This is a genomic window from Microcoleus sp. F4-D5 (assembly GCF_036704885.1).
GTDB lineage: Bacteria > Cyanobacteriota > Cyanobacteriia > Cyanobacteriales > Microcoleaceae > Microcoleus.
In genome coordinates, this window is the sequence record NZ_JAUBSX010000103.1 from 1 (window position 1) to 23,069 (window position 23,069).

At 47.2% G+C, this 23,069-nt stretch carries 19 protein-coding genes; 7 read left to right on the plus strand and 12 right to left on the minus strand.

Annotation, left to right across the window (positions count from 1 at the left end):
- Positions 1–26: 26 nt before the first annotated feature.
- Complete coding sequence (locus tag QUA80_RS29775) at positions 27–1,241, minus strand: class I SAM-dependent methyltransferase (protein WP_333428565.1); 1,215 nt, start codon at positions 1,239–1,241, stop codon at positions 27–29.
- 231 nt (positions 1,242–1,472) lie between these two features.
- On the minus strand, positions 1,473–2,657 hold the full coding sequence (locus tag QUA80_RS29780; RefSeq protein WP_333428566.1) for an NAD(P)H-quinone oxidoreductase subunit H: 1,185 nt from the start codon (positions 2,655–2,657) through the stop codon (positions 1,473–1,475).
- Positions 2,658–2,714: 57 nt separating this feature from the next.
- Here QUA80_RS29780 and rsmH point away from each other — a divergent pair, with 57 nt between their 5' ends.
- From rsmH to QUA80_RS29795, 3 genes are all read left to right on the plus strand, one after another.
- On the plus strand, positions 2,715–3,620 hold the full coding sequence (gene rsmH, locus QUA80_RS29785) for a 16S rRNA (cytosine(1402)-N(4))-methyltransferase RsmH (protein ID WP_333428567.1): 906 nt from the start codon (positions 2,715–2,717) through the stop codon (positions 3,618–3,620).
- A 565-nt stretch (positions 3,621–4,185) separates the two neighbouring features.
- Positions 4,186–5,859, plus strand: coding sequence for a SpoIIE family protein phosphatase (locus QUA80_RS29790; protein ID WP_333428568.1), 1,674 nt, complete (start codon positions 4,186–4,188; stop codon positions 5,857–5,859).
- Between the two features lie 507 nt (positions 5,860–6,366).
- Positions 6,367–6,789, plus strand: coding sequence for an ATP-binding protein (locus QUA80_RS29795; protein WP_293122549.1), 423 nt, complete (start codon positions 6,367–6,369; stop codon positions 6,787–6,789).
- 403 nt (positions 6,790–7,192) lie between these two features.
- On the opposite strand, the gene QUA80_RS29800 is transcribed toward QUA80_RS29795, so the two are convergent.
- Together QUA80_RS29800 and QUA80_RS29805 are read right to left on the minus strand one after the other, a co-directional pair.
- Positions 7,193–7,627 (minus strand): nuclear transport factor 2 family protein, encoded by a 435-nt coding sequence (locus tag QUA80_RS29800; protein ID WP_333428569.1) that lies wholly within the window; start codon positions 7,625–7,627, stop codon positions 7,193–7,195.
- Between the two features lie 332 nt (positions 7,628–7,959).
- On the minus strand, positions 7,960–8,922 hold the full coding sequence (locus QUA80_RS29805; protein WP_333428570.1) for an orange carotenoid protein N-terminal domain-containing protein: 963 nt from the start codon (positions 8,920–8,922) through the stop codon (positions 7,960–7,962).
- Positions 8,923–9,200: 278 nt separating this feature from the next.
- On the opposite strand from QUA80_RS29805, the gene queG reads away from it, so the two are divergent.
- A complete protein-coding gene (queG, locus tag QUA80_RS29810) occupies positions 9,201–10,136 on the plus strand; it encodes a tRNA epoxyqueuosine(34) reductase QueG (RefSeq protein ID WP_333428571.1) in 936 nt (311 codons plus the stop codon).
- 544 nt (positions 10,137–10,680) lie between these two features.
- Positions 10,681–11,313 (plus strand): HAD-IA family hydrolase, encoded by a 633-nt coding sequence (locus tag QUA80_RS29815; RefSeq protein ID WP_333428572.1) that lies wholly within the window; start codon positions 10,681–10,683, stop codon positions 11,311–11,313.
- A 33-nt stretch (positions 11,314–11,346) separates the two neighbouring features.
- Here QUA80_RS29815 and QUA80_RS29820 read toward each other — a convergent pair whose 3' ends face one another.
- The 4 genes from QUA80_RS29820 to QUA80_RS29835 all read right to left on the minus strand — a co-directional run bounded on the left by QUA80_RS29820 (position 11,347) and on the right by QUA80_RS29835 (position 16,087).
- Positions 11,347–11,532 carry a hypothetical protein gene (locus QUA80_RS29820; RefSeq protein ID WP_333428573.1) on the minus strand — a complete coding sequence of 62 codons (186 nt, stop codon included), beginning with the start codon at positions 11,530–11,532 and terminating at the stop codon, positions 11,347–11,349.
- 70 nt (positions 11,533–11,602) lie between these two features.
- The gene (locus QUA80_RS29825) at positions 11,603–12,430 is read right to left on the minus strand and encodes an SWIM zinc finger family protein (RefSeq protein ID WP_333428574.1); all 828 of its coding nucleotides are present in this window, start codon (positions 12,428–12,430) and stop codon (positions 11,603–11,605) included.
- Between the two features lie 6 nt (positions 12,431–12,436).
- Positions 12,437–12,607, minus strand: coding sequence for a hypothetical protein (locus tag QUA80_RS29830; RefSeq protein WP_333428575.1), 171 nt, complete (start codon positions 12,605–12,607; stop codon positions 12,437–12,439).
- 111 nt (positions 12,608–12,718) lie between these two features.
- Positions 12,719–16,087 carry a DEAD/DEAH box helicase gene (locus QUA80_RS29835; RefSeq protein WP_333428576.1) on the minus strand — a complete coding sequence of 1,123 codons (3,369 nt, stop codon included), beginning with the start codon at positions 16,085–16,087 and terminating at the stop codon, positions 12,719–12,721.
- Between the two features lie 339 nt (positions 16,088–16,426).
- Between QUA80_RS29835 and QUA80_RS29840 the strand changes: the two genes are divergently transcribed.
- Positions 16,427–18,580, plus strand: coding sequence for a polyribonucleotide nucleotidyltransferase (locus QUA80_RS29840; protein ID WP_333428577.1), 2,154 nt, complete (start codon positions 16,427–16,429; stop codon positions 18,578–18,580).
- Positions 18,581–18,848: 268 nt separating this feature from the next.
- On the opposite strand, the gene QUA80_RS29845 is transcribed toward QUA80_RS29840, so the two are convergent.
- Together QUA80_RS29845 and rppA are read right to left on the minus strand one after the other, a co-directional pair.
- Positions 18,849–20,105: a HAMP domain-containing sensor histidine kinase gene (locus QUA80_RS29845; protein ID WP_333428578.1), complete on the minus strand. Its 1,257-nt coding sequence runs from the start codon at positions 20,103–20,105 to the stop codon at positions 18,849–18,851.
- A complete protein-coding gene (gene rppA, locus QUA80_RS29850) occupies positions 20,098–20,772 on the minus strand; it encodes a two-component system response regulator RppA (protein ID WP_333428579.1) in 675 nt (224 codons plus the stop codon). The genes QUA80_RS29845 and rppA overlap by 8 nt, the downstream gene beginning before the upstream one ends.
- A 159-nt stretch (positions 20,773–20,931) precedes the next feature.
- Between rppA and QUA80_RS29855 the strand changes: the two genes are divergently transcribed.
- Complete coding sequence (locus tag QUA80_RS29855; protein WP_333428580.1) at positions 20,932–21,321, plus strand: hypothetical protein; 390 nt, start codon at positions 20,932–20,934, stop codon at positions 21,319–21,321.
- Between the two features lie 74 nt (positions 21,322–21,395).
- Here the strand turns inward: QUA80_RS29855 and QUA80_RS29860 are convergent, their stop codons facing one another.
- Both QUA80_RS29860 and QUA80_RS29865 read right to left on the minus strand, forming a co-directional pair.
- Entirely contained in the window at positions 21,396–21,641 is a 246-nt protein-coding gene (locus QUA80_RS29860; RefSeq protein WP_333428582.1) for a hypothetical protein, read from the minus strand.
- A 150-nt stretch (positions 21,642–21,791) separates the two neighbouring features.
- Complete coding sequence (locus QUA80_RS29865; RefSeq protein ID WP_333428581.1) at positions 21,792–22,982, minus strand: PQQ-dependent sugar dehydrogenase; 1,191 nt, start codon at positions 22,980–22,982, stop codon at positions 21,792–21,794.
- Between the last annotated feature and the right edge of the window lie 87 nt (positions 22,983–23,069).

Genomic DNA, 23,069 nt, shown 5'->3' on the forward strand with positions numbered 1-23,069 from the left:
TCACCCTTGTCTCGGGTGATTCACTTTTACCCCCTCAATCCGACTATGTGCCAGTTTGGGGTGCGGAATGTGGGCTTCAACCCCTTCGACTGCACCAAAACCCCAAAACCCCCCAAACCCATCGGATCGATCAATTGATGCAAAGCCTCCCGGCGCTGCAAAAACGTTGCCAGATCCAATACTTCCGCATCATTTGTTGATAAAGAAGCAATACGATCGCCCAAACCCAACGCCATCAAAAACAAAGCCTGCTGAGTAAACCCTACCACATCCAAACCGCACAATTCACCCTGCCTTTCCAGCGCCGTAAAATTAACATGAGCCGTTAAATCCTGCCGCCCCACATTAATATAAGGATTGCTGTGATATCGGTGACGATAATAACACTGTAGCGTCCCCTCCCTGCGCCTCGGATTGTAATAGCGGTGCGCGGGATAACCGTAATCAATAGTTAACAAATATCCCCGCTGCAACTTTTGAGCAACTGTACTTATCCAGTCCAAAGCCGCCAAATTCACCTCACTGCGATAACCATCCCCATAAACACTCGCCGACAAATCGATGCCCACGAAATCTAAATACTCGGCAATTTTAGGCGTGGAAACTTCGCCAATTAATTCTACAAAATTTATCTCTTCTTGTTCATGTTTTGGGGTTTCAGCGGCAACGTAAATCTCCCTAAGTTGCCCTTCTTCTAGAAGAAATTGATGCACGGGAAAAGCATCCACTAACTCGTTAGAAAAGAAACAACCGACAATTGAGTTATTAACTATCTCATCCCAATTGCACCACTTGACACTCTTGATATCGCTTAAGCTTTGGCGTTGTTCAGCTTGAAGTATTGGCGAAAGTTCAACAATTATGTATGTTAAAGTTTTAAATAAGTCGGGATGTTGCCGTTGCATATATTGCAGCACATTGGCTGCAAAAGTTCCCCGCCCAGCGCCCATTTCTACGATCGCGAAATTGAAAGGGCGATCGAGAAATTCCCACATTTGCACAAATTGCTCCGCCAAAACCTCGGCAAAATCAGCACCCCAATGAGACGACGTGATAAAATCGCCTTGTTTGCCGATCGACTGTCGATCGCTATTATAATATCCGTGCTGCGGATGATATAATGCCAAATCCATATATTCAGCAAAAGTAATACGCTGCTGCGGGCTGGCGGCAATTCTTTCGCAGATTAAAGCACAGAGTTCCGGGTTGCTGTCATTGATATCTGATTGCTGAATTTTCATAATTTATTGAATCAAAGTTGATGTTATTTGATTTGTGAAGGAGAGATTTTTTTTATTAACCGCAGAGGGCGCAGAGGGCACAGAGGAAGAGAGAAGAGAGAAATAAGGTACATTTTAGCGACGTTAATAGCAATATTAATCGATATCCATCCGCGTTGATATGCAGTAAAAAAAAATCAACCCGGTTCCCAAAAAAACCGGGTTAATTGCTTAGATAAAAACCGACCAAACCTACCTGTCAACTGAGCCCATAATAATGTCGATACTCCCCAAAATTGCCACCAAATCCGCAATTTTCACGCCGCGCACGATGTGAGGCAAAATCTGCAAATTATTAAAATCCGCAGCCCGAATCTTCCAGCGCCAAGGAAACACACTATCATCGCCGATAATATAAATCCCCAACTCACCCTTGCCGCTTTCAACGCGCACGTAATGTTCGCCCTTGGGAATCTTAAAGGTCGGCGCTACTTTTTTGCCAATAAACTGATACTCAAAACCGTTCCACTCAGATTTTGGCCCGCTTTCTAAGCGCTTCGCTTCCAAATTCTCGTAAGGGCCGCCGGGGAGTCCTTTCAAGGCTTGATAGATAATCTTAACCGACTCGCGCATCTCCCTAATCCGTACTAAATACCGGGCCAAACAATCGCCAGCCGCTTCGGTACAAACTTCCCAGTCGAAGTCGTCGTAGCATTCGTAACGGTCAACCTTCCGCAAATCCCACTTCACGCCGGAACCGCGCAACATGGGGCCGGAAAGTCCCCAGTTAATCGCTTCTTCGCGAGAAATAGTACCCAGCCCTTCAATCCGGCGGCGGAAGATTGGATTGTTGGTAATTAAACGTTCGTACTCGTCAATTTTGGGCAGGAAGTAATCGCAGAAATCTTGGCACTTATCTACCCAACCGTAGGGCAAATCTGCGGCAACTCCGCCGATGCGGAAATAGTTATTATTCACCATTCGATAACCGGTCGCTGCTTCCCACAAGTCGAGAATTGGTTCGCGATCGCGCATAGTATAGAAGAAAGGAGTTTGCGCGCCCACGTCCGCCAAAAACGGTCCTACCCACATCAAGTGGTTAGCAATCCGGTTTAACTCCAGCATAATTACCCGAATATAACTAGCCCGTTTGGGGACAGCAATATTTGCCAACTTTTCCGGTGCATTCACTGTCACCGCTTCGTTAAACATCCCCGCAGCGTAGTCCCAGCGGCTCACGTAGGGCACGTACATCACGTTGGTGCGGTTTTCGGCAATTTTTTCCATCCCCCGGTGCAGATAGCCCAAAACAGGCTCGCAGTCAACTATGTCTTCTCCGTCTAGGGTGACGATTAGCCGGAGTACCCCGTGCATGGATGGGTGGTGCGGCCCCATGTTGAGCACCATCGGTTCGGTTCTAGTCTCAATTCTTGACATAATTAAATGAATTAATGATTACTGACTATTGTTGATTTTTGTTTCGCTTTATAGATTATGAAGGATATCGAGCTCTCTGAGAAGGATACCCCTGGATTAGATGTCAGTATTGACACTGAATATCACGTTCCAGTTTTGGGTCAAGAATTAATTGCGGGTTTGGCTGTGCGTCCAGGCGGGCACTATTTGGACGCGACGCTTGGGGGCGGCGGACACACGAGTTTGATTTTAGCGGCGGCGGCTGATGTTACAGTGGTGGCGATCGACCGCGACGCACAAGCCATCCGTTTTTGCCAAGCCCGATTTGCCAACTCGCCCGTTGAGTTTTGGCACGGCAACTTTGCTGAATACAAGTCTCCAGATGCCGAATTTGATGGTATCATAGCAGACTTGGGCGTCAGCTCGGCTCAGTTCGATACACCGGAACGAGGATTTAGTTTTCGCCACCCAGCTCAACTAGATATGCGTATGAACCAGCAGCAATCTTTGACAGCAGAAGAGATTATCAATCACTGGGAAGAAGTTAAACTAGCAGATATTATTTATAAGTACGGCGAGGAGCGACTGTCGCGGCGCATCGCGAGGCGGATTGTGCAAGGGCGTCCTTTTCAAACTACAACAGAACTTGCAGGGGCGATCGCCTCCAGCTTCCCCCCCAAGCAGCGCAACGGCAGAATTCATCCAGCCACCCGTACCTTCCAAGCTTTAAGGATCGCTGTCAACTCCGAACTCGCTTCTTTAGAAACTTTCCTCCACCTTGCGCCAAGGTGGTTAAAACCAGGTGGGAGAATCGGAATCATTACATTTCACAGTCTGGAAGACCGACCAGTCAAGCACCAACTCAGAGGAACACCCAGTTTGCAGGTACTTACAAAAAAGCCGATCGGGCCGCAATCCGAAGAAGTCGCTAGAAATCCCCGCTCTCGTTCTGCTAAGCTCAGACTGGCAGAAAGAATAACTTGATTCGGCAGTAGTAATATGCTTGCTGTAAAAAGTTCAGAGATTAGGGGGACTTGAATGCAGCAATCAAGTACGATTCGGCAAAGATGTAGGGAATAGCGCCAACAACCCACCGCTAACCCTCCGGGTACAGTGGGGCTTGAAAAAGAGCCGGTTTTGACCACACTCAGGTAGCAATACAGGAGTTAGTAGTAAGTGTTAAAAATCACACCGACGAGAGTGCGCAGCTAGTTAAGAACTCTGCAATCAGAGCATTAATTAGTCATTTTCGAGGCTGGTGTGTTTAGAAAAATACTGACTGCTCACACGGTCGTTGCTCCTATCAAAGCACGAAAGCTGACTCGGGAATTTTCCCTATTGAAGCGGCCTACCGAGGCGGGTTACAGTATCAAAAGCCTCTCATCTGTTGTGCGAACAGATGGTGCGAAAGGAATGCTCACCTTGAGGTAAAACGGGTTTCTTTAACTCAACTTGACGTAACTGATATGTTGCATATATCCAGCCCCCCTTTTCCTCCCGCCACCTTGCTGATTACAGCTATGGTGGGGGTTTTCAAGGGGGAAGAAAGATGAGTCGGGGAGATGGAAGCAAGCTGAAACTGATGGTAGTCGATGACGAACCCGACAACTTGGATTTATTGTACCGGACGTTTCGACGCGACTTTCAGGTTTACAAAGCAGATAGCGCCCTCAGCGCCCTGGAAGTTCTAGACGAACAGGGCGAGATGGCGGTGATTATATCTGACCAGCGGATGCCAGAAATGAATGGCACCGAGTTTTTGGGGAAAACAGTCGAGCGATTTCCCGATACGATTCGGATTCTGCTAACGGGATACACCGATGTTGAAGATTTGGTCGAGGCCATCAACTCAGGTCAAGTTTTCAAATACATCACCAAACCGTGGAATCCAGAAGAACTCAAATTGGTGATCAATCAAGCCTCAGAAACTTACAAATACTACAAGCAGCGCAGCGTTGCACTGCGCCGCGCTTTGCGCAAGGAATCTCTGTTCAATGAGGTCATGAGCGTGATTCGCGGGTCGCTAGATTACTCTAGTATGGTACAAACTATTGTTCAAACCGTAGGTCAAACTTTTGAGGCCAACTATTGTATGCTGCGGCCGGTAGAGGCCGATCGGCTATTGCCGAGTACCTTCCCCTACCAAGCCCAAACCGACGATGCCAATAGCTTTTCTTTTGATGAAAATTTGCTGGTTCAAGCTGTAGCCACCCGCCAAACTCAAGTGAACTCAAACAGTGGCGGGCATGGTAACTCGGTTGAGATTGCCGTGCCCCTGACTTACCAGCAAGAATTGCTGGCGGTACTGGCTTTGTCGCAGAGTGGCGGCACTAACCCTTGGTCGGCAGAAGATATAGAGTTAATAGAAGGTGTAGCAGCTCAAGCTGCTCTGGCCCTGTCTCAAGCTAAGCTATACCAGCGCACTCTGGATTTAGCCAAGCAGATGCAAACCGAGTTGGAAGTGGCCCGCCAAATCCAAACAAACTTGTTGCGTCAAAGTTGGCCGGATTTTGAAACTGTCAGAGTGCAAGCTTGCTGCTATCCAGCGCGGGAAGTTGGCGGCGACTTTTTTGAAGTCTACGTCCACTCCCAAGGGGATATTTGGATCGCGGTGGGAGATGTTTCGGGTAAGGGAGTTCCGGCTGCTCTATTTATGGCCAGCGCGATTTCGGTGATGCGGCGGGAACTTTCCCAAGAAGTTTCTCCAGAGCCCGATCGAGTTATGCACAATATGAATAGCAGTATGTCTGACGACCTGATCGGCAACAACCATTTTATTACAATGGTTGTAGCTCGTTACACTCCGTCAACCGGACACCTGGCATTTGCTAATGCCGGTCACATTTACCCGATCGTTTGGTCTCACTCGGAGGTGAAAGCTCAAGCCGCTAGCGGTAAAACGCCAGCCGAGCCGAATTTCCTGAAAGCTCGCGGCATTCCCTTGGGGATACTACCAGTTTGGAGGGGCAAAGCAGGTACGATCCAATTAAAGTCAGGAGATGTATTTCTGCTGACGAGTGACGGGATTACTGAAGCTAGCGTGACTACTCAAGCGGTCGCAGGAGGTGAACCCACCCGTTCTATGCTACAACAAGAAGGGCTTTGGCAACTCTTGATTCAAGAGCCTGGTTCCTTCAACTTGGACAATTTGTTGGCTCGCATCCGAGCTGACAATCCCGTTCAGGAAGACGACCAAACCATACTCTCTCTGGAGGTTCTCTGAATCTGTCAGCAACTCCCGACTGATAGTCGGGGGCGAGAGTCAAAAAACTCAAGCCCTGCTTGTTAACAGCCCGCAGAGTCCCGCAAAGGACTGCGTTATCGTCAACAGTCAAAAACAACAGTAAAAAAACCTAGGGCGCCATCGCGCTGCTAGTTTCCTGAATCGCTTTCCTGGGGGATTAAACACCTGTAAAGGGTTAAAGTAGAAGGCATTTGTCAGAAATAACCAACGCTTAAAAGCCAGGGATTGAAACAAAGATTTTTTATACTTCGCTGCTTGCAGTCTCAGTATAATTATCGATTGTTAATGGGATTTAAACCCATAACTAAAGTTTTCAAATATACTCTTAACTTCTGCCTTCTACCGAATCACAAATGCCTGATGTTTAAACACAAAATGCTGCTATCCCCCGAGTAGCGACAAGTATTGAGGCCGAATCAATTCGGTGCGTCGTGTTTCATACCTGGTGTGAAGACACAGGGGTTTTCAAACTTACGGGATTTTTTTATGAATACTGAGCTTCATGTGCCAAGCGACTTGCGGTTTTTAACAATTGTTGAAAATTGGTTGCTGAGCAGTTTGGAAGTAGAGCTAGGAGAGCACGTCGATTGGCCGCGTCAGTCGAATCGTTTGCGCTTGGTGTTAGCAGAAGCCTATTCTAACGTGATCCGCCACGCTCACAAAGATCAACCCAATTTGCCCGTGTTAATTCGCTTGAATTTAAAAAATCGGGATATTGGTTTAGAAATTTGGGATTACGGTAAAGGTTACGAAATGGATACTTACAGTCCCCCGAGGCCGGAAGCTAAACAGGAAAGCGGCTACGGCTGGCTGATTATGAGCAGACTTATGGATCGGGTGGACTACACTTTGCAAATAGACGGTCGCAACTGTCTGAAGTTAGAAGCTAGTTTGCCGGAAAAATCTTAATTAGTCATTAGTCATTAGTCATTGACAATGCACTTTTTGACTCGCTTTGGCTGTCTGTCGCACGGTGCGGTGACAGCCACTTTTCGTGCAGTATCGTCCCTCTCGCTTGAGACTGTAAGATGATTGTAGGGGTACAGTCCCATCGCCAAAATACCGAAGAAACCGGGTTTTTATACCGTTAGCGACGCTTCACCACAGATTTGGAGAAAAAAGCGGGTTTCTGCCGGAGTTGCGCCAAAATACCGAAGAAATCGGCTTTGTATACCGTTAGCGATGCTTCACCAGAGATTTGGGTAAAAAAGCCGGTTTCTGCCGGAGTTGCGCCAAAATAATGATGGCTTTAGCGATTGCGCGCGATCGACACATCAAACCAAAATAGACAATTTAAATGTGAAACAGCTTATCAAACATCAAATTTCTTATGCGACCGCAGATTCAGCAATTCTTGGGGAGAAGCTAACAGCTTGACGGTGACAGAAAGGATTTGTTGGTGAGAATTGAACACGAACCGCCATCCGACATTAATACCAAATACGGATGTTTGCACCCGGCCGCTAACCTGAACTTCAACTTGGCCATCTTCTAAAATTTTGCTGACACCTTGCTGGGGTTGGAGCTGCATTCCTCGCGCTTCTGTTTTTAGATAAGTGGCGATCGAGCTTTTACCGATAATTGGCTCCTCAAACGGCGCGTGCAGAACCCCATCATCAGCAAACAAATTAGCAGTCGCTGCAAAATCGCCTGCATTTAAAGTTTCAAAATATCGCAGTACCGCTGGGTTTGTGATGCCGGCAATATCTGTAGATCTAGTTAAAATAGGTCGAGTTGTTGCAGTCATAAAAGAAGTTGGTTCAGATTAATGAGTCTAATTTAATCATTCTCTTTGTCGCAGCAAATCCCTCAAAAGATATAACTAGAGCCCGGAAAATAATTCTCCCAAAAAAGGAGGAACCGGAGAACGTCGATCGCAGCTTTGGGAGCGATCGACCACAATCAATACTACTTTCAAAAAACGCAAGTGTAAGCAAGCTGCAAACCCTTATGCCATCAGTCATTTCCAATCCTTCAATTCTTGAATCTAAAATCTCAAATCTAAAATGATATAAACCCAGACACCTGCTGGCATCTGGGTTTTTGTAGGGTCTATTTGACTGACCGAACCAGAATATCCTATTTGCGCATCAAATTGAGCAATTCTTTAGGAGATGCCAACAAGTCGATCGCCACAAAGAAAATTTGACCTTGGGGATCGAGCAGAAACCGCCACGCAATGTTCATTCCCACATTCGATCCGAACCAGGGAGTTTCGACTTTGCCGGTGACTTTCACTTGGCGGTAGCCATCTTCTGCGGGTTCAGATACGCCTCGCTCGGGCATCATTTTCAGTCCGACGCACTCTTCCCGCATATAGTTGAGGATAGCTTCGCGACCGACGATCGGCTTTTGGAAAGGCGGTTGCAAGGCACCTTCTTGAGCAAATAAACCGACGGCGGGGGTGAAGTCGAAAGCGTTCATGTAGTCGATGTAGTTGAGGACAGTCTGCTCGGTGATACCCTCAATTTTGGTTTTCACCCGCTCTTCTAGAGCGGTGGGAGTGCTGCGGGGGGCCGAGCGTTTGCCGTACTCTTGGCTGAAATCGGGGTCGTAGCCCATGTGAACTACGGTATTGCGAAGTACGGTAATTTGCTGGCCCGGATCTAGTTTCTTGATGGTTTCTAGAACTGCGGTGGCTTCGGGAGACAGTTGATAGCCTGCGGGGATCGGAGCGACAATGCCCTGTTTCATCAACTGTCCCAACTCGTACCAGAAACCGAGTTTGGTGTTGACGCGCAAGGAAGTGTAAATCCGCCCGATCGGGGTGTCGGCGTTGCTGGCTAGGTCAAACATGGTTTTGCTTTGCTCAGCCGGCGACATCTGCTTAATGTCGTTGAGGACGCCTTCGACAAGCGTCATGCTGGCTACTCCGGGTGCTGCTGCGGTGATGGAAACGCCCATTTCGGTGTAGGCATACCAGAGCAGTGCCAGTTGGTCTTCTACGCTGAGTTTGTAGAACGCTTCGGTGGTAGCCGGAACAATGCTAGCAATCTCGGTGTTGGAAAAAATAGATTGAGCTGATTGAATACTAACTGCCATGTTTATTTTGTGAGATTTGTGGTTTTAGTGAGGTACTTGAGTTAGGGACTCTCAAGCTGCCTTGATTAAAATCATGTAACGTTTTGTTAACTTTTGCAAATATAAATTACATATAGCTTAGTTACAAAACTATAATCAAAGGCTGGGTAAATTGCGATCGGCGTCACTAGACGGTGTGCCGAATTAGTTTACTTAGGAAGCCGATCGTTAAAATCGCTTTACTTATCATATAAAATCCAAATAGTCAATACAAAAGGTAAATATTAGCCTGGTGTCAAATGAAAGCGCCAATTAGCAGCATTTTGGTGAAGCAAAAAGCCCAGGAGTTGGGATTTCACAAAGTCGGGATAGCCTTGGTAGACGAGGGAACTGACAAGGAGGCACAAAGGTTGCAGGCATGGTTGGATAAAGGTTATCAGGCGGATATGGCATGGATGGCTAACCCGAAGCGGCAGGATATTCGCGCTTCAATGCCAGAGGTGAAGTCCTTAATATGTGTCGCCATCAATTACTACACACCTCACCAACGCCCGGGCGGTTCCGAATATGCTAAAATCTCTCGCTACGGCTGGGGACTAGATTACCACAAAATTTTGCACAAAAAACTGAAGGTTTTGGCAAATTGGCTGCGATCGCAAGGCGAGGGAATTGAAGCGCGGTATTATGCTGATACTGGCCCCATTCAAGATAAGGTGTGGGCGCAGCGGGCGGGGATTGGCTGGATTGCCAAAAATGGCAACGTAATTTCGCGCGAATACGGTTCTTGGGTGTTTTTGGGCGAAATCTTGACTAATTTAGAGTTAGTGCCGGATGAGTCCCATACGGAACACTGCGGTACTTGCACTCGCTGCATTGAGGCGTGTCCGACGGGGGCAATTACTGAGCCTTTTGTGGTGAATGCCGATCGGTGTATAGCCTATCACACGATCGAGAATCGAGCCGAAACATTGCCCGACGAAATTGCATCTAATTTACAAGGTTGGGTAGCAGGTTGCGATATTTGTCAGGATGTTTGTCCTTGGAATCAGCGATTTGCCAAACCAACTGATGTTGCAGAGTTTGAGCCTTATCCTGAAAACATAGCGCCGACACTTGCAGAATTAGCCGACATCTCCGACGAGGAATGGAACCGCCGATTTACAGCTTCGGCGCTGCGGCGCATTAAACCCGAAATGCTGCGGCGAAATGCTGCTGCCAATCAAATTAATCATTAAAAGTTGAGATGTTCGCCCTTCGGGTGCGCTCATCAGCACCTTACCCTATACATAATAGCCGTAGGGTGCTTGTGGGCGCACCGAAAACCCATACATTATGGAGTAAATCATTCCTATCTAAAATCATTGGTGACAATTTAAGACTTAATTGCATTTGTCAATCAGTAATATTACTAAAAAAAACTGCTGTTTTAGGAGTGGAAAATTGACGATTTGATAGGGAGTAAGCTGTTGTGCATTTAAATTGTATATTTCTAGTCCAGATCGAAAATCGTCAAATCCTCTCCCCCGATCCCCATCGGACCCTCTCCCTCTCTAATACCATAGGCAATCTAGATGCAACACAGCTTAAGTATAAATATCACCCTCGGCACGATCGCACGATCGCCCAAATCTCAGTTTTGGGCCCAAAATCCGAGTAAATCTCGAGCATAATTGCTGATTGACAAATGCTTTCTTAGCTTAACTTGTTACCAACCATCTAAAATCTAAAATCTCAAATCTCAAATGGTATGATTTACAGTTCCTTATTTGCTATTGTCCAATGATCGAAGTAATTATTTTTGATTTTGACGGTACGTTAGCAGATACGATCGATATTCTTCTGAGCATAACCAACCGTTTGTCAGTTGAATTGGGCTTTAAGTCGGCAACAAAAGAGGAACTGGCTCAACTTAGCAATTTAAATTCTTGGCAAATTCTGATGTATTCGGGAATTTCCATCTTCAAATTTCCGCTGCTAATTAGGAAACTGAAAGCAGAGTTGCGGAGTGAAATTCCGAATATTCATTTATTTTACGGGATTAAAGAAGTTTTGTTAGAGTTAAAAAACAACGGTTTTCAACTGGGTATTATTACCTCAAATTCTAGAGAAAATGTCTGGGAATCGCTGGAAAAATATGGGTTGCAAGATACCTTTGATTTTATTTATTCAGGGACAACTTTTGGAAAACACAAAGTAATTAATCGGTGGTTAAATAAACAAAAAATTAATCCCGAACAAGTCGTTTATGTAGGAGATGAGATTAGAGATATAGAAGCAGCTAAAAAAACTAAAATTAAAGTAATTGCTGTCGGTTGGGGTTTTAATTCTCGGTCAGCTTTGGCGGCACACAATCCCGATTTTTTGATAGAACGCCCCCAGGAATTAATCGGAGTTATCAATAATCTGAAATGATTGTAATGTTGTTTGATGGAATGTTACAAAGCTTTAAGCATTAAAAACTTTGTGCGCGATCGGTTGAAAAGCTCGATCGATGCTGATATAAAAGTTAGTAGCAAGATTCCTTCGTTCACCAAATTGGAACAGCCTTATGTCAGCATTTGAGACTTTCTTAACTTTTAGCTTTGCTTCAATCTTTGCCGTAGCCACTTTGGCAACTTGGTTGCGCTTCACAAACCCGCCTTCTACTGTTAAACGCAATTAGAAATTGTAGGCTAATGGGGTATAGCCCCTACAAAAATAGTTAATCTGCTTCGCCCCGTTTCAGTGCTGCTAAAACTGCTTGCTGGCTAACTGCTTGATAAATTTTGGCAAAATGCTGCTTTAGCATCTCGGATGCGGGCGATGACTTGCTAGCGGTTCCTTTTGCGTCGGTTGCGATGGGAATTGGGCCTAAGATATCTAATACTGTTTCGCTGCTGGGTGGGGGTACAATTACTACTAGAGATGATTCTAGCTGCTGGTTGTATTCCCAAAAGCGATCGACCTTCGGCAATTTAGAATTCGCAGCGGGGGCATTTTCGCCGGAGTTGAGTTGGGAATTTTCCTCTCCTTGCGTACCTCGTCTTTGACGGAGTGCTGTCAAGATTTGCTCTTTTGTTCTGCCTCGCAATTGAAAGAGTACGAAGGGGTCTTCGCTGAAGCGATCGCCCAATAAGTAGTATACTGCACTGATGTGTTTGCAAGGGTTTTTGGGGTCAGGACAGCTACAGCGCGATCGAATATCTGACAAGCTTAACGGAAATAGCGTTTTGCCGGCGGCCGCAAATACATCCTCAATATTGTGCGGCATTTCTCCTGCTAGTAATTTAGCTGAAAAAACTGCTCTTTGCGACATATTTTCAATCACATAATCCCAATCTTCATCGCTCAATGTGTCGAGTCCTAAAGAAACTTGATAGGGTTTTGGATCGGTTCCTTGAACGAGGGCAATTACTTCTCGATCCGGAAATTTTATGCTGAGAACTTTACCCTCGCGCGCGTATTGCCAGCCACGTTCTAAGCGTTTTTTGAAGCGGTAGGTATTGATTAAATCTAACCACTGTTGTGTCCACCATTCTCTGTCAATCATTCGATTTTAGATTTTAGATTTTAGATTTGGGAATTGGGAATCGGGAATCGGGAATTGGGAATTGGGAATCGGGCATTGGCAAAACAGGGAATTTTCCCTATCTCCTTCTCTTCCCCTCTTCCTTCTTCCCTCTTCCTTCTTCCTTCTGGCTTCAATCGGGAATTGGGAATTGGGCATCGGGCATTGGCCAAACAGGTAATTGGGATGCTGGAGTCAGAAAGGAAAAAACAGCTATCCGTGTATCAGTGACATCCGTGTCGTGCTGTTGGGAATTGGTAATTAATCATATTATTCTTCTTCTGTTTCTATGATAGCATTGCGATCGAGAATTAGTAAATTGCGAAGTTGGTCTGTATCTAGCTCTGTGAGCCAGTTTTCGCCGGCGCTGACAACTTGTTCGGCTAGAGCTTTCTTGCTTTCAATCATATCGTGTATTTTCTCCTCTAACGTACCAGTGCAGACAAATTTGTGGACTTGCACATTGCGGGTTTGACCGATGCGAAATACGCGGTCAGTTGCCTGATTTTCTACTGCTGGATTCCACCACCTGTCATAGTGGAAAACGTGGGTTGCTCTGGTTAAGTTCAGGCCTGTACCGCCAGCTTTTAAGGATAAAATCATAATCGGCGGGCCTTGGGGGTCGTGCTGGAAGCGATCGATCATTTCTTCCCGCTGCTGTTGCTTAATTCCGCCGTACAGAAACAAAACTTCTCGTCCTAAATGCTGTTCTAGATGCGGTTTCAGGAGTTTTCCCCATTCGGCAAATTGAGTAAAAATTAAAGCCCGATCGCCCTCAGCGAGCACCTCTTCTAACATTTCCAGTAACCGCTGCAATTTCCCCGATTCCTGACTCTTAATCTGCAATTCTTTCGGCTTAGCTTCTGCTTTCACAAGAGCCGGATGGTTGCAAAGTTGCTTGAGTTTTACCAGCAAAGCCAGAATCATTCCCCGGCGCTGAATGCCTTCGGCTGATTCTAATTCCGCTATTGACTCTTCGACTATTTTCTGATATAATGCAGCCTGTTGAGTCGCCAGCCCGCAAAATACAGTCATCTCCTGTTTTTCGGGCAAATCTTGGATGATTTCTTTGTCAGTTTTCAGGCGGCGGAGGATGAAAGGCCGAACGAGCGATCGCAAAGTCTGCAATGATTCCCTATCTCCGTATTTCTCGATCGGAATTGCAAATCGGCGCTGAAAGAAATTGCGCGGCCCCAAATAGCCAGGATTGAGAAACTCCAAAATTGACCACAATTCTTGCAGTCTATTTTCCACCGGAGTTCCCGTCAGCGCAATTTTAAAAGATGCCTCGATTTGCCGCACTGCTTGCGACTGCTTCGCCTCGGAATTTTTAATATTTTGCGCTTCATCTAAAACCAATCCTTGCCATTTCATGCCTTGAAATTCCTTCGCATCGCGAAACACCAGAGCGTAACTGGTAATTATTAAATCCTTTCCCTTAATTTCAGCCGCAAATGCTTTGCCTTTAGCGCGTTTGTCTCCGTGGTGAACTAACACTTTCAACGTCGGGCCAAATTTCTTGACTTCGCGCTCCCAATTGCCCAATACCGATGTGGGACAAACCAGTAATGTTGGCGCTTCTAGAGAATCTTGTTCCTGTAAATGCACGAGGAAAGCAATTAGCTCGATGGTCTTCCCCAATCCCATATCGTCTGCGAGACAAGCACCCAAACCCCAGCGTTCTAAGAATGCCAACCAGCCTGCTCCTAGGGCTTGATAAGGCCGCAATTGTCCTCGGAAACTAGCCGGAGTTGCGATCGCACTTACCGCTTGATTGTCGCTCAAAGTATTCAACAATTCCTGAAGTTGACCAGTAGCCTCAAAATTCACCACAGGCAATTTTTCTATCGTCTGAGAATCGCCCGACGCCAAACGCAAAGCATCCTCCAAAGAAAGAGTCATTTGCTCTTTGCGGCTGGCAAAAAAAGTTTGAGCCGCTTTCACATCCGGCGCGCGCAACTCCACCCACTCGCCGTTAATTTCCACCAAAGGCGAATTCAACGCGATCAATCTGTCAAATTCTGCCTTAGAAATGCGCTGTCCGCCGATCGTCAATTCCCACTTAAAATTTAGCAGACTTTGCAATCCCAACCCGCCTTTTGCCGGAGTCACTTTCGGAGTCTCCGCTTGAATGCTCAAACCCAAACGACTCGCCCAACCATCTGTCTTTGTCAAACTCGGCGGCAAAACTACGCCCAACCCGCTATCAGCAAACCGCCAAGCTACAGACTTAATAAACTCGTAAGCTTGCAGCGGATTTAATTGGCAAGATTGAGGCCGCTGGGCTTGCAAACTCGGTTCAATTAACGGATAAAGTTTTGAGGCTAAACCCAAGCCGCTGAGCAAAGTTTCTTGAGGCAATTCTATTGTCCGCCCCGCATAAACCAAACGCTCGACTGAGTTGTTCCAAATAGTTGTCGCGTCTACCAAAAATTCGGTTTCATCTGCTGCTTGCAAGCAATAATTTAAACTCCAGTTAACTTTACCCGAAGACGGCGGTATGAGTTGAAAACAAGTGCGAAATTGACTTTGTTGAGATAATTGATTTTGCAGCGGTGCAGTCCAAGCAACCAGCTTGGTTGCCAAGTTTTCCAATGCTGCTGCTTCTACTTGAAAAATCCCTGATTCCTGCTGCAAAGCTTGCAGCCACTCGCGCACAGGAGAAACTGTTTTGATATCTAAAGTTGAGCTACCAGCCGTTAGCGCAGCCCTCGAAGAGGATCGCACTTGACTATCTACAACACTGCTCAAAAAGCCTAACACCAATTCCTCCGCCCCCGCCGGCAAATCCACCGCTAAAGGCAATTGACTGGATTCTGCTTCCTTTTCCCCTGTTCCTTCTTCCTTCTTCCTTCTATTCTTTACATCCGTTACATCCGTTACATCCGTTACAGAATCCGTTGCCGAACTTCCTTCTTCCTTCGATTGATATGTTCGGCAAGCAGTTGGCATTTGCTTGACAAAAGTGGCGAGGCGGAGTGTATCTGTAGAACTGTCTAACAACGGTTGCCATTTGGCAATAGCAGAACCGTCGGACTGTTTCCCCAATGCCGGCAAGAATTTGCATCTTGCCAACAAATCCAAACTCCACCTAGCAACATGACACCAAAAACGCAAATCTGAGCCGATAAAAAACTCGGGTTCCGTGCTGTTAAGCGGTAGTGATTGCAAGAAAACAAAAGCTGCTTGAGGGTTGAGAAAATAACCCTCGACTTGCCAGGGATAAAGGTAAATTTCCTCGGTTGGGGCAGGTTCTGAAAAAGCTGCGGCCGAGTGCTGCGGCATCAGAGTTGCGTTCGATTCTGAGATTTGGGTGGGAAGTGCGATCGCCCGAATTTGTCTTTTAATTGAAGAGTCTGGGGCAGGATGTTCTGCGTTTTTATTTGTGGGCGCTCGCCTAGTCTTTTTTGTTTTTTCCGGGGGACTTTCGGCGGTTTCTGGTAATTGCCAGTTGAGTTTTCCCGACTGCTGTAAGGAAGTTAAAAACGTCTTCAATTCCGCTTCACTCATTGCCAATGGGTGCGGAATATTTATCGATTCAATGATGTCTATCGCCCCAATTTTTCGCCAGGTTTCTCCCCAAATAAATAACCCACTTTTTTCGCTGTCGAGCAGCCAAGTGCCGTGTAAAATTGCCATCTTATTTAACTATTATAATTTGCCCAATTTACTACAAAAAGAGTGTTTTTTTGTAAAAAGCATTTTTTTAACGAACCACAGAATTACTCAGGAGTCACTAAACTGACAGTCAAGTGACAAACAAGTGACAAATGAAAATTTATCCTACCATCTATTTCAGGTATTGGACGATCGCCCAATACCTGAAAAATAAAAGAGTATAAATGCTTAGAATCGAGTCGTCGGCAGTCGATCGACACCGAATTATCTCTGTCTTTTGACCGCTGACCCTCAAACCTCCTGTGGTAATGTTACGATCCCGACAGAGAAAGAATGTGGTAGATAAGGAAGCAGTGCTACATGGTAGAGATAGACAAGTCAATATCCTTCGATGGACGGGATATTAGACTGAAGATTGGTTTACTAGCGCCTCAAGCAGGCGGTGCAGTTTTGATTCAGTCGGGTGACACGGCGGTTTTAGTGACGGCAACTCGATCGCAGGGGAGAGAGGGAATTGATTTCCTGCCCCTGTTGGTGGATTACGAAGAGAGACTCTACGCTGGCGGTAAAATTCCCGGTGGATTTTTGCGCCGGGAAGGGCGTCCCCCGGAAAAAGTGACTCTCACGGGTCGTTTGATCGATCGACCCCTGCGCCCGCTATTTCCAAGCTGGTTGCGAGATGACATCCAAGTTGTAGCCACAACGCTGTCGATGGACGAACAAGTGCCGCCGGACGTTTTGGCGGTGACGGGGGCTTCGGTGGCCATACTGCTGGGTAAAATGCCGTTTTACGGGCCGATGGCTGCGGTGCGAGTCGGTTTGGTAGGAGACGATTTCATCATCAACCCAACTTACAGCGAAATCAAAGAAGGCGAGTTGGATCTGGTGGTAGCCGGTTCTCCTGATGGAGTAATCATGGTGGAAGCCAGCGCTAACCAATTGCCGGAACAGGATATCATCGAGGCGATCGACTTCGGTTACGAAGCAGCCTGCGACTTGATTCAAGCCCAGCGCGAAATTATGGCGGAATTGGGAATCGATTTGGTGGTAGAGGAACGGCCATCCCTAGACTCGGCCCTGGAAAACTTTATTCGCGATCGCGCCCAAGAACCCATCCGCACCATTTTGTCAAGATTTGAAAAAGACAAAACAATACGGAATGCAGCATTGGACGAAGTTAAGGCAAATGCAGTCGAAGCTGCGATCGCGGAACTCCCGGAAGAAGACCCCGTAAAACTAGCGGCCACGGCCAACAGCAAGGCGATCGGCAACGTTTTCAAAGACGTTACCAAAAAAATCATGCGCCAGCAAATCCTCGAAGAGGGCATCCGCGTAGACGGTCGCAAGCTAGACGAGGTGCGACCCGTTTCTTGTCGCGTAGGCGTCCTGCCGTCGCGAGTACACGGCTGTGCGCTGTTCAATCGGGGGTTGACGCAAGTCTTGTCCGCAGCTACCCTGGGAACCCCGGGCGACGCCCAAGACTTAGGAGACGACTTGCACCCGCAGCAAGACAAACGCTACTTGCATCACTACAATTTCCCGCCGTTTTCGGTAGGAGAAACCAAGCCGATGCGATCGCCCGGAAGGCGAGAAATCGGTCACGGAGCCCTGGCAGAACGCGCTTTGCTGCCCGTTTTGCCATCCAAAGAAGATTTCCCCTACGTCATTCGCGTAGTTTCAGAAATCCTTTCTTCCGACGGTTCCACCTCAATGGGTTCAGTTTGCGCCTCAACGCTAGCATTAATGGATGCAGGCGTTCCCCTTTCCCAACCCGTCAGCGGCGCGGCAATGGGCTTAATTAAAGAAGGCGATGAAGTCCGAATTTTGACTGACATTCAGGCAATTGAAGACTTCTTAGGCGACATGGACTTCAAAGTAGCCGGTACCGACACCGGCATTACTGCTTTGCAAATGGACATGAAAATCAAAGGTTTATCCTTAGATGTGATTGCTACCGCCATCCGCCAAGCCAAACCGGCCAGACTGCACATTTTAGAAAGAATGCTGGCAACCATCGACACTCCCCGCAAGGAAATGTCGCCGTTTGCACCGCGTTTGCTAACCCTGAAAATAGATCCGGAATTTATCGGTTTGGTAATTGGGCCGGGTGGCAAAACGATCAAAGCCATCACCGAAGAAACCGGTGTCAAAATAGACATCGAAGACGACGGAACCGTGACAATTGCTGGCAACGACAGCGAAAAAGCTCAACGGGCTTACAACATTGTCCAAGGCATGACGCGCAAGTTGAATGCAGGAGATGTGTATGTCGGCCGCGTAACTCGAATTATTCCGATCGGCGCTTTTGTGGAAATTTTGCCCGGAAAAGAAGGCATGATTCACATTTCCCAGTTAGCGGACTACCGCGTCGGGAAAGTGGAAGACGAGTTAGCTGTAAACGATGAAGTGATTGTCAAAGTGCGAGAAATTGACAATAAAGGTCGAATTAATTTGACCCGCTTGAACATTCATCCCGACGAAGCGGTAGCCGCCCGCGAAGCGCTGAATAAATAGTTTACGGTTGGTAATTGGTAATTGCTTGTAGAGTAATTGCTAATTGCTAATTGGTAACTGGTGATTAGTAATTGCTAATTGCTAATTGAGATTAAATCTGATTGTTTCAGATTGATTTGGGAGTAGGTGCGCGACAGCGACAGATCGACAAGAGTGCGATCGGCTGTAGAAGTTAATAAAGTCGCGCACTTTACCCTCGGCGGTTGAAACCGCAACTACACAATCGATCGCAACTGTGATTCCAGAGTGACAATCTTCAGGATATCTTCTATGACAGGGGCAGTTCTATTTGAAACAGAGAACCTTTCCCAACCTCGCTACTTACCGTTAGGTGTCCGCCGTGAGCTTCCACAATTTGCTGGGCGATCGCCAATCCCAATCCAGAGCCGCCTTTCTTCCGTGTTCGTACCTCATCAACTCGGTAAAATCGATCGAAAATGTGTGGCAAATCTACATCGGGAATGCCGATTCCCGTATCTTCTATTTGAATTAAAATGCGATGAGATTGAGTCAATAACCGCAGCCACACTGTTCCTTCAGGTAAGGTATATTTGCAGGCATTGGTGAGTAGATTAGTGATAGATTGTTTTAATAAATCCGAATTGCCTTTGATGATAACTCTCTCTTCAGGCAGTTCTAAATGAAGGCTTAAATGCTGGGCAACACCCTGTATTGATGCAGTGGCGATCGTATCTTTTAACAGGTCATTCAAGTGAATCGATTGAAGCGAGTTTGGGTCTAACTGTCCTGCCTGTCGTGCTAAAAACAAAAGATCGGTCACCAACCGATTCATCGACTTAGCCGTTTCAGCAATCTTTTCCAATCGAGAGTGCTTAGGCTTGCCGGCATCGACTGGGCTGAGTAAGCCAACCTGGGCATTGCTGAGTATGGTAGCAAGCGGTGCCCTTAGTTCGTGGGAAGCATCAGACGTAAATCGTTGCATTTGGGCATAGGCGTTTTGAATGGGTTGCATTGCCAACCCGCCTAAAAACCAACCTACTAGACTAATGGCGCCCAGGGTCAAGGGAATTGTTACCACCATCACAATCAGTAACTCTCTCAGTGTTTCCCGAGCATCAGTCAACGGGATCGCAATCTGGAGGTAGCCGATCGTGCGTCCCTTGTAGTCAACCGGAAGGGTTAATTGTCGCAGCCACTCGGGGGGAGACTGAATGGTTTGAAACGCCGCGATCGCCTGAATCCGATCCGAGGGCTGCCTCCCATAAAACTGTTGCAGTTGTCCAGTCGCTGAATACCAGCGAGCGTAAACAACTTCACTGTCAGAGGGAGGAGAATAATTCCCAAGAATCGGAACGTTACTCAGATCGATGTGTTCTTTTCCCTGCCGCAAACCATAGTCAATATTGGCAGCCATGACTCTTGCTTTTTTGTAGAGTAGTCGATCGCTCTCTTCTAAGCGGTTAACCGCTCGTTGGTAGTAAATGATCCCTGCAAAAATGATGAGAATAGCCCCCATCGAGAGCGTAAACCAGTGGGCAAGATTGCGGCGGCTGCGATTAAACATCTGGATTCAAGCGATACCCCATGCCGTATACGGTTTCTAGCCAACTGACAGCACCTATCATCTGCAATCGCTGCCGCAGACGACGCACTAGGACAGTAATCGCATTACTCTCCGGTTCGCTGCCCCACTCCCACAAGGCTTGTTCAATTTGGCTGCGGGAGAGTACCTGACGAGGATGGCGCATCAGATATTCTAGAAATAGAAATTCACGAGTCGATAACTGCAGACTTTGCTCCCTCCGTTCAACAGTCAGCGTTGATAGATGTAGAGTCAGATCTTCAACCTGTAAAGTATCCCCTTTCCAAAGCGGCGATCGTCGTCCCAATGCCCGCACCCGTGCCAGCAGTTCAAACACATCGGCAGGTTTGATGAGATAATCATCTGCTCCAGCGTCTAAACCGCTAATTTTGTCAACAATCGCATCTTTGGCGGTCAACAGCAACACTGGGGCCGTTTTTCCCAGACGGCGGTATTGCTGGCATAAGCTTAAGCCACTAACCTCAGGTAATAACCAATCCAGGATCAACAGATCGTAGTCCCGCTTTGATAAAATCCACTGAGCCGTCGCCCCATCTTCTACACCATCCACAATATGTCCTGCCTCACAGAGAGCAGCTTGAAGTGGCTCCAGTTGATCTACATCGTCTTCTACCAGGAGAATTCGCATCCGTCTAACCATTGTTCGGCAAATTGTCTGTATGGTAGAGAATAAATTTAGGAAAAGCCTCCATCAGAGGTAAGATTTATGCCAATCTGTTGCTAACTAAAATGTTGGTAGTTTCTCCAGATTATTTCGAGCAATCTAAATCTCAAATCCAACATTCCAATGGCTTTACCTCGCTTCCTACCACTTCTACACCGCGCTGCCTGGGAATTCTGGTTACCTCTGCCTTTGGTAGCAGCCTTATTCTGGACTACAGGTAACTTCATCGCGGCTCAAACTCTAAGCCGTCCTTATAACTCTGTCAACAAACTCCCGGCAGATAGACAGTTAAATCGGAGATTACCAGTAACAATCTTGAGCATAAATGCAGAAATCGATCGCAGCTTGGGTGTTACCACTATTTTTGTCAACACCAGTGACTCAACTTTAAAGAAGCTGGAATACGAGTTTCCAGTAACCCAAACCAGTCAGGCCGAAGCAGCGATCGCCCAAGAATTAGCAATGCCGGTTGAAAATGTCCGCAAACTGATCGGCTACCGGATTAAGAACTAAGCATACGATCGAAAAATTGCTGCACCATTGGCGACTGGGAAACAGATCGAGTGCCGCCGATCGCAAGCATGGATTTAGTGCCTTTGAACGTTCGTGACGGGAACCTGTAGTTCAAATAACGCCCGCTCAACGGCATCCATCATCGCCGGAGCCGCACAGACAAAGTAATGCCGACTGCCCCGATGAAGAGGAATGTATTTTTCCAATAATGCTCGGTCAACATAACCTGTTTCACCAGCCCAATCGTCATGAACTTTTCGCAACACATAGACGATCGATAGATCTAATTTTTCCGTTTTGACATCAATGCAATAGATGATGGCATTTTTGTACTAGAGATCGAGCATTAGAATTACCCATTCAACTCATAAAAGAACAGGTAAAGCAATCGCTTGAGCGATCGTGATTCTCTACCTGTTTTCAATTTGAATCTGAAAAGTGATCGGAAGGTGACAGGTTCAAAAACTGACTCAGCGAGTAATGCGAAGAATCTTGTCCTGTTCTGGCGGGCAACTGCCGCGACCATCACAATTACTGGTGGTCACATACAATTCCCCATCGGGGCCCACGATCGCTTCTCTGAGCCGTCCCTGCTGCCCCTGCAAATACACTTCATGCTGCTGCACTTGACCCGATCGAGGATCGATGACGATTCGCTGCAATTGCTCTGCCCGCAGCCCTGCAACGATGAGGTTGCCTTTCCATTCAGGAATCGCACTGCCTGTGTAGATGGCGGCTCCTCCGGGGGGTAATGCCTGCTGCCACACGATCGCAGGAGTTACCAATCCTTGCTGTGATTCGCAGCGGTAGATAGCGGGCCAGCCCAAATTATCACCGGCCCGGGCAACACTGACTTTATCGTGTCCCGATCGCCCTAACTCGCCACTGGGGCCGTGATCGCTGACCCACAGAGTAGATGCGTTCACCCAGTCAAACCCTTGAGTATTGCGAATCCCCAGGATATAAACTGGATTTCCCGGGAAGGGATTATCAGCGGGTACCCGGCCATCAGGGGTGACGCGCAAAATCTTACCTGCCAGACTTTTGACATTCTGAGAAAGGTTTGGATCTCTGGCGTCTCCGGTGCCAATATAAAGCATCCCATCGGGACCAAACCGAATCCGTCCGCCGTTGTGGAATTGAGCAACGGGAATATTGTCAACAATGGTGCGATCGCGGGTTGCACTCACCCCATCTTGGGACAACTGCCAGCGTTCCACACGATTCACTGGAGTGCCATTTTGGTTGGCCGTGAAATACACGTAAAAGAATCGGTTATTGGCAAAATCGGGATGAGCGGCAATGCCCAGCAATCCACCCTCACCGCGATCGCTGACATTGATGCTGGCGATCGCTTGCGGGCGCAGCTTGCCATTTTGGACTAGCCGCACCCGTCCCGATCGTTCAGAAACGAGCAGATCGCGGTTTGGTAAGAAGGCAATCCCCCAAGGAACATCCAGCCCTGTCACCACTTCTTCCACCCGTACACTCACCTGCCCCTGCGGACCAAACCCGTCTTCTACCAATTTGCAACTGGCTGGCTGGGCGGTTTGATTGGTTTGTGCCTGTTGCACTTCGCTGCTGATTTGGACAGAAGCGGGTGTTTCGCGCACCTGCGCCTGGGGAGAAGTGCAGCAAACTAGACCCGTGATGCTCAACATTAGCCCACTTTTAACCCACATTCCGCACCCCCAACTGGCACATAGGCAGATGGAGGGGATAAAAGTGAATCATCCGAGATAATAAGT

Excerpts from the sequence above, each read along its gene's own strand:
- QUA80_RS29775 (WP_333428565.1), bottom strand. The coding sequence starts at position 1,241 with ATGAAAATTCAGCAATCAGATATCAATGACAGCAACCCGGAACTCTGT.
- QUA80_RS29780 (WP_333428566.1), bottom strand. The coding sequence starts at position 2,657 with ATGTCAAGAATTGAGACTAGAACCGAACCGATGGTGCTCAACATGGGG.
- rsmH (WP_333428567.1), top strand. The coding sequence starts at position 2,715 with ATGAAGGATATCGAGCTCTCTGAGAAGGATACCCCTGGATTAGATGTC.
- QUA80_RS29790 (WP_333428568.1), top strand. The coding sequence starts at position 4,186 with ATGAGTCGGGGAGATGGAAGCAAGCTGAAACTGATGGTAGTCGATGAC.
- QUA80_RS29795 (WP_293122549.1), top strand. The coding sequence starts at position 6,367 with ATGAATACTGAGCTTCATGTGCCAAGCGACTTGCGGTTTTTAACAATT.
- QUA80_RS29800 (WP_333428569.1), bottom strand. The coding sequence starts at position 7,627 with ATGACTGCAACAACTCGACCTATTTTAACTAGATCTACAGATATTGCC.
- QUA80_RS29805 (WP_333428570.1), bottom strand. The coding sequence starts at position 8,922 with ATGGCAGTTAGTATTCAATCAGCTCAATCTATTTTTTCCAACACCGAG.
- queG (WP_333428571.1), top strand. The coding sequence starts at position 9,201 with ATGAAAGCGCCAATTAGCAGCATTTTGGTGAAGCAAAAAGCCCAGGAG.
- QUA80_RS29815 (WP_333428572.1), top strand. The coding sequence starts at position 10,681 with ATGATCGAAGTAATTATTTTTGATTTTGACGGTACGTTAGCAGATACG.
- QUA80_RS29825 (WP_333428574.1), bottom strand. The coding sequence starts at position 12,430 with ATGATTGACAGAGAATGGTGGACACAACAGTGGTTAGATTTAATCAAT.
- QUA80_RS29830 (WP_333428575.1), bottom strand. The coding sequence starts at position 12,607 with ATGCCCAATTCCCAATTCCCGATTGAAGCCAGAAGGAAGAAGGAAGAG.
- QUA80_RS29835 (WP_333428576.1), bottom strand. The coding sequence starts at position 16,087 with ATGGCAATTTTACACGGCACTTGGCTGCTCGACAGCGAAAAAAGTGGG.
- QUA80_RS29840 (WP_333428577.1), top strand. The coding sequence starts at position 16,427 with ATGGTAGAGATAGACAAGTCAATATCCTTCGATGGACGGGATATTAGA.
- QUA80_RS29845 (WP_333428578.1), bottom strand. The coding sequence starts at position 20,105 with ATGTTTAATCGCAGCCGCCGCAATCTTGCCCACTGGTTTACGCTCTCG.
- rppA (WP_333428579.1), bottom strand. The coding sequence starts at position 20,772 with ATGCGAATTCTCCTGGTAGAAGACGATGTAGATCAACTGGAGCCACTT.
- QUA80_RS29855 (WP_333428580.1), top strand. The coding sequence starts at position 20,932 with ATGGCTTTACCTCGCTTCCTACCACTTCTACACCGCGCTGCCTGGGAA.
- QUA80_RS29865 (WP_333428581.1), bottom strand. The coding sequence starts at position 22,982 with ATGTTGAGCATCACGGGTCTAGTTTGCTGCACTTCTCCCCAGGCGCAG.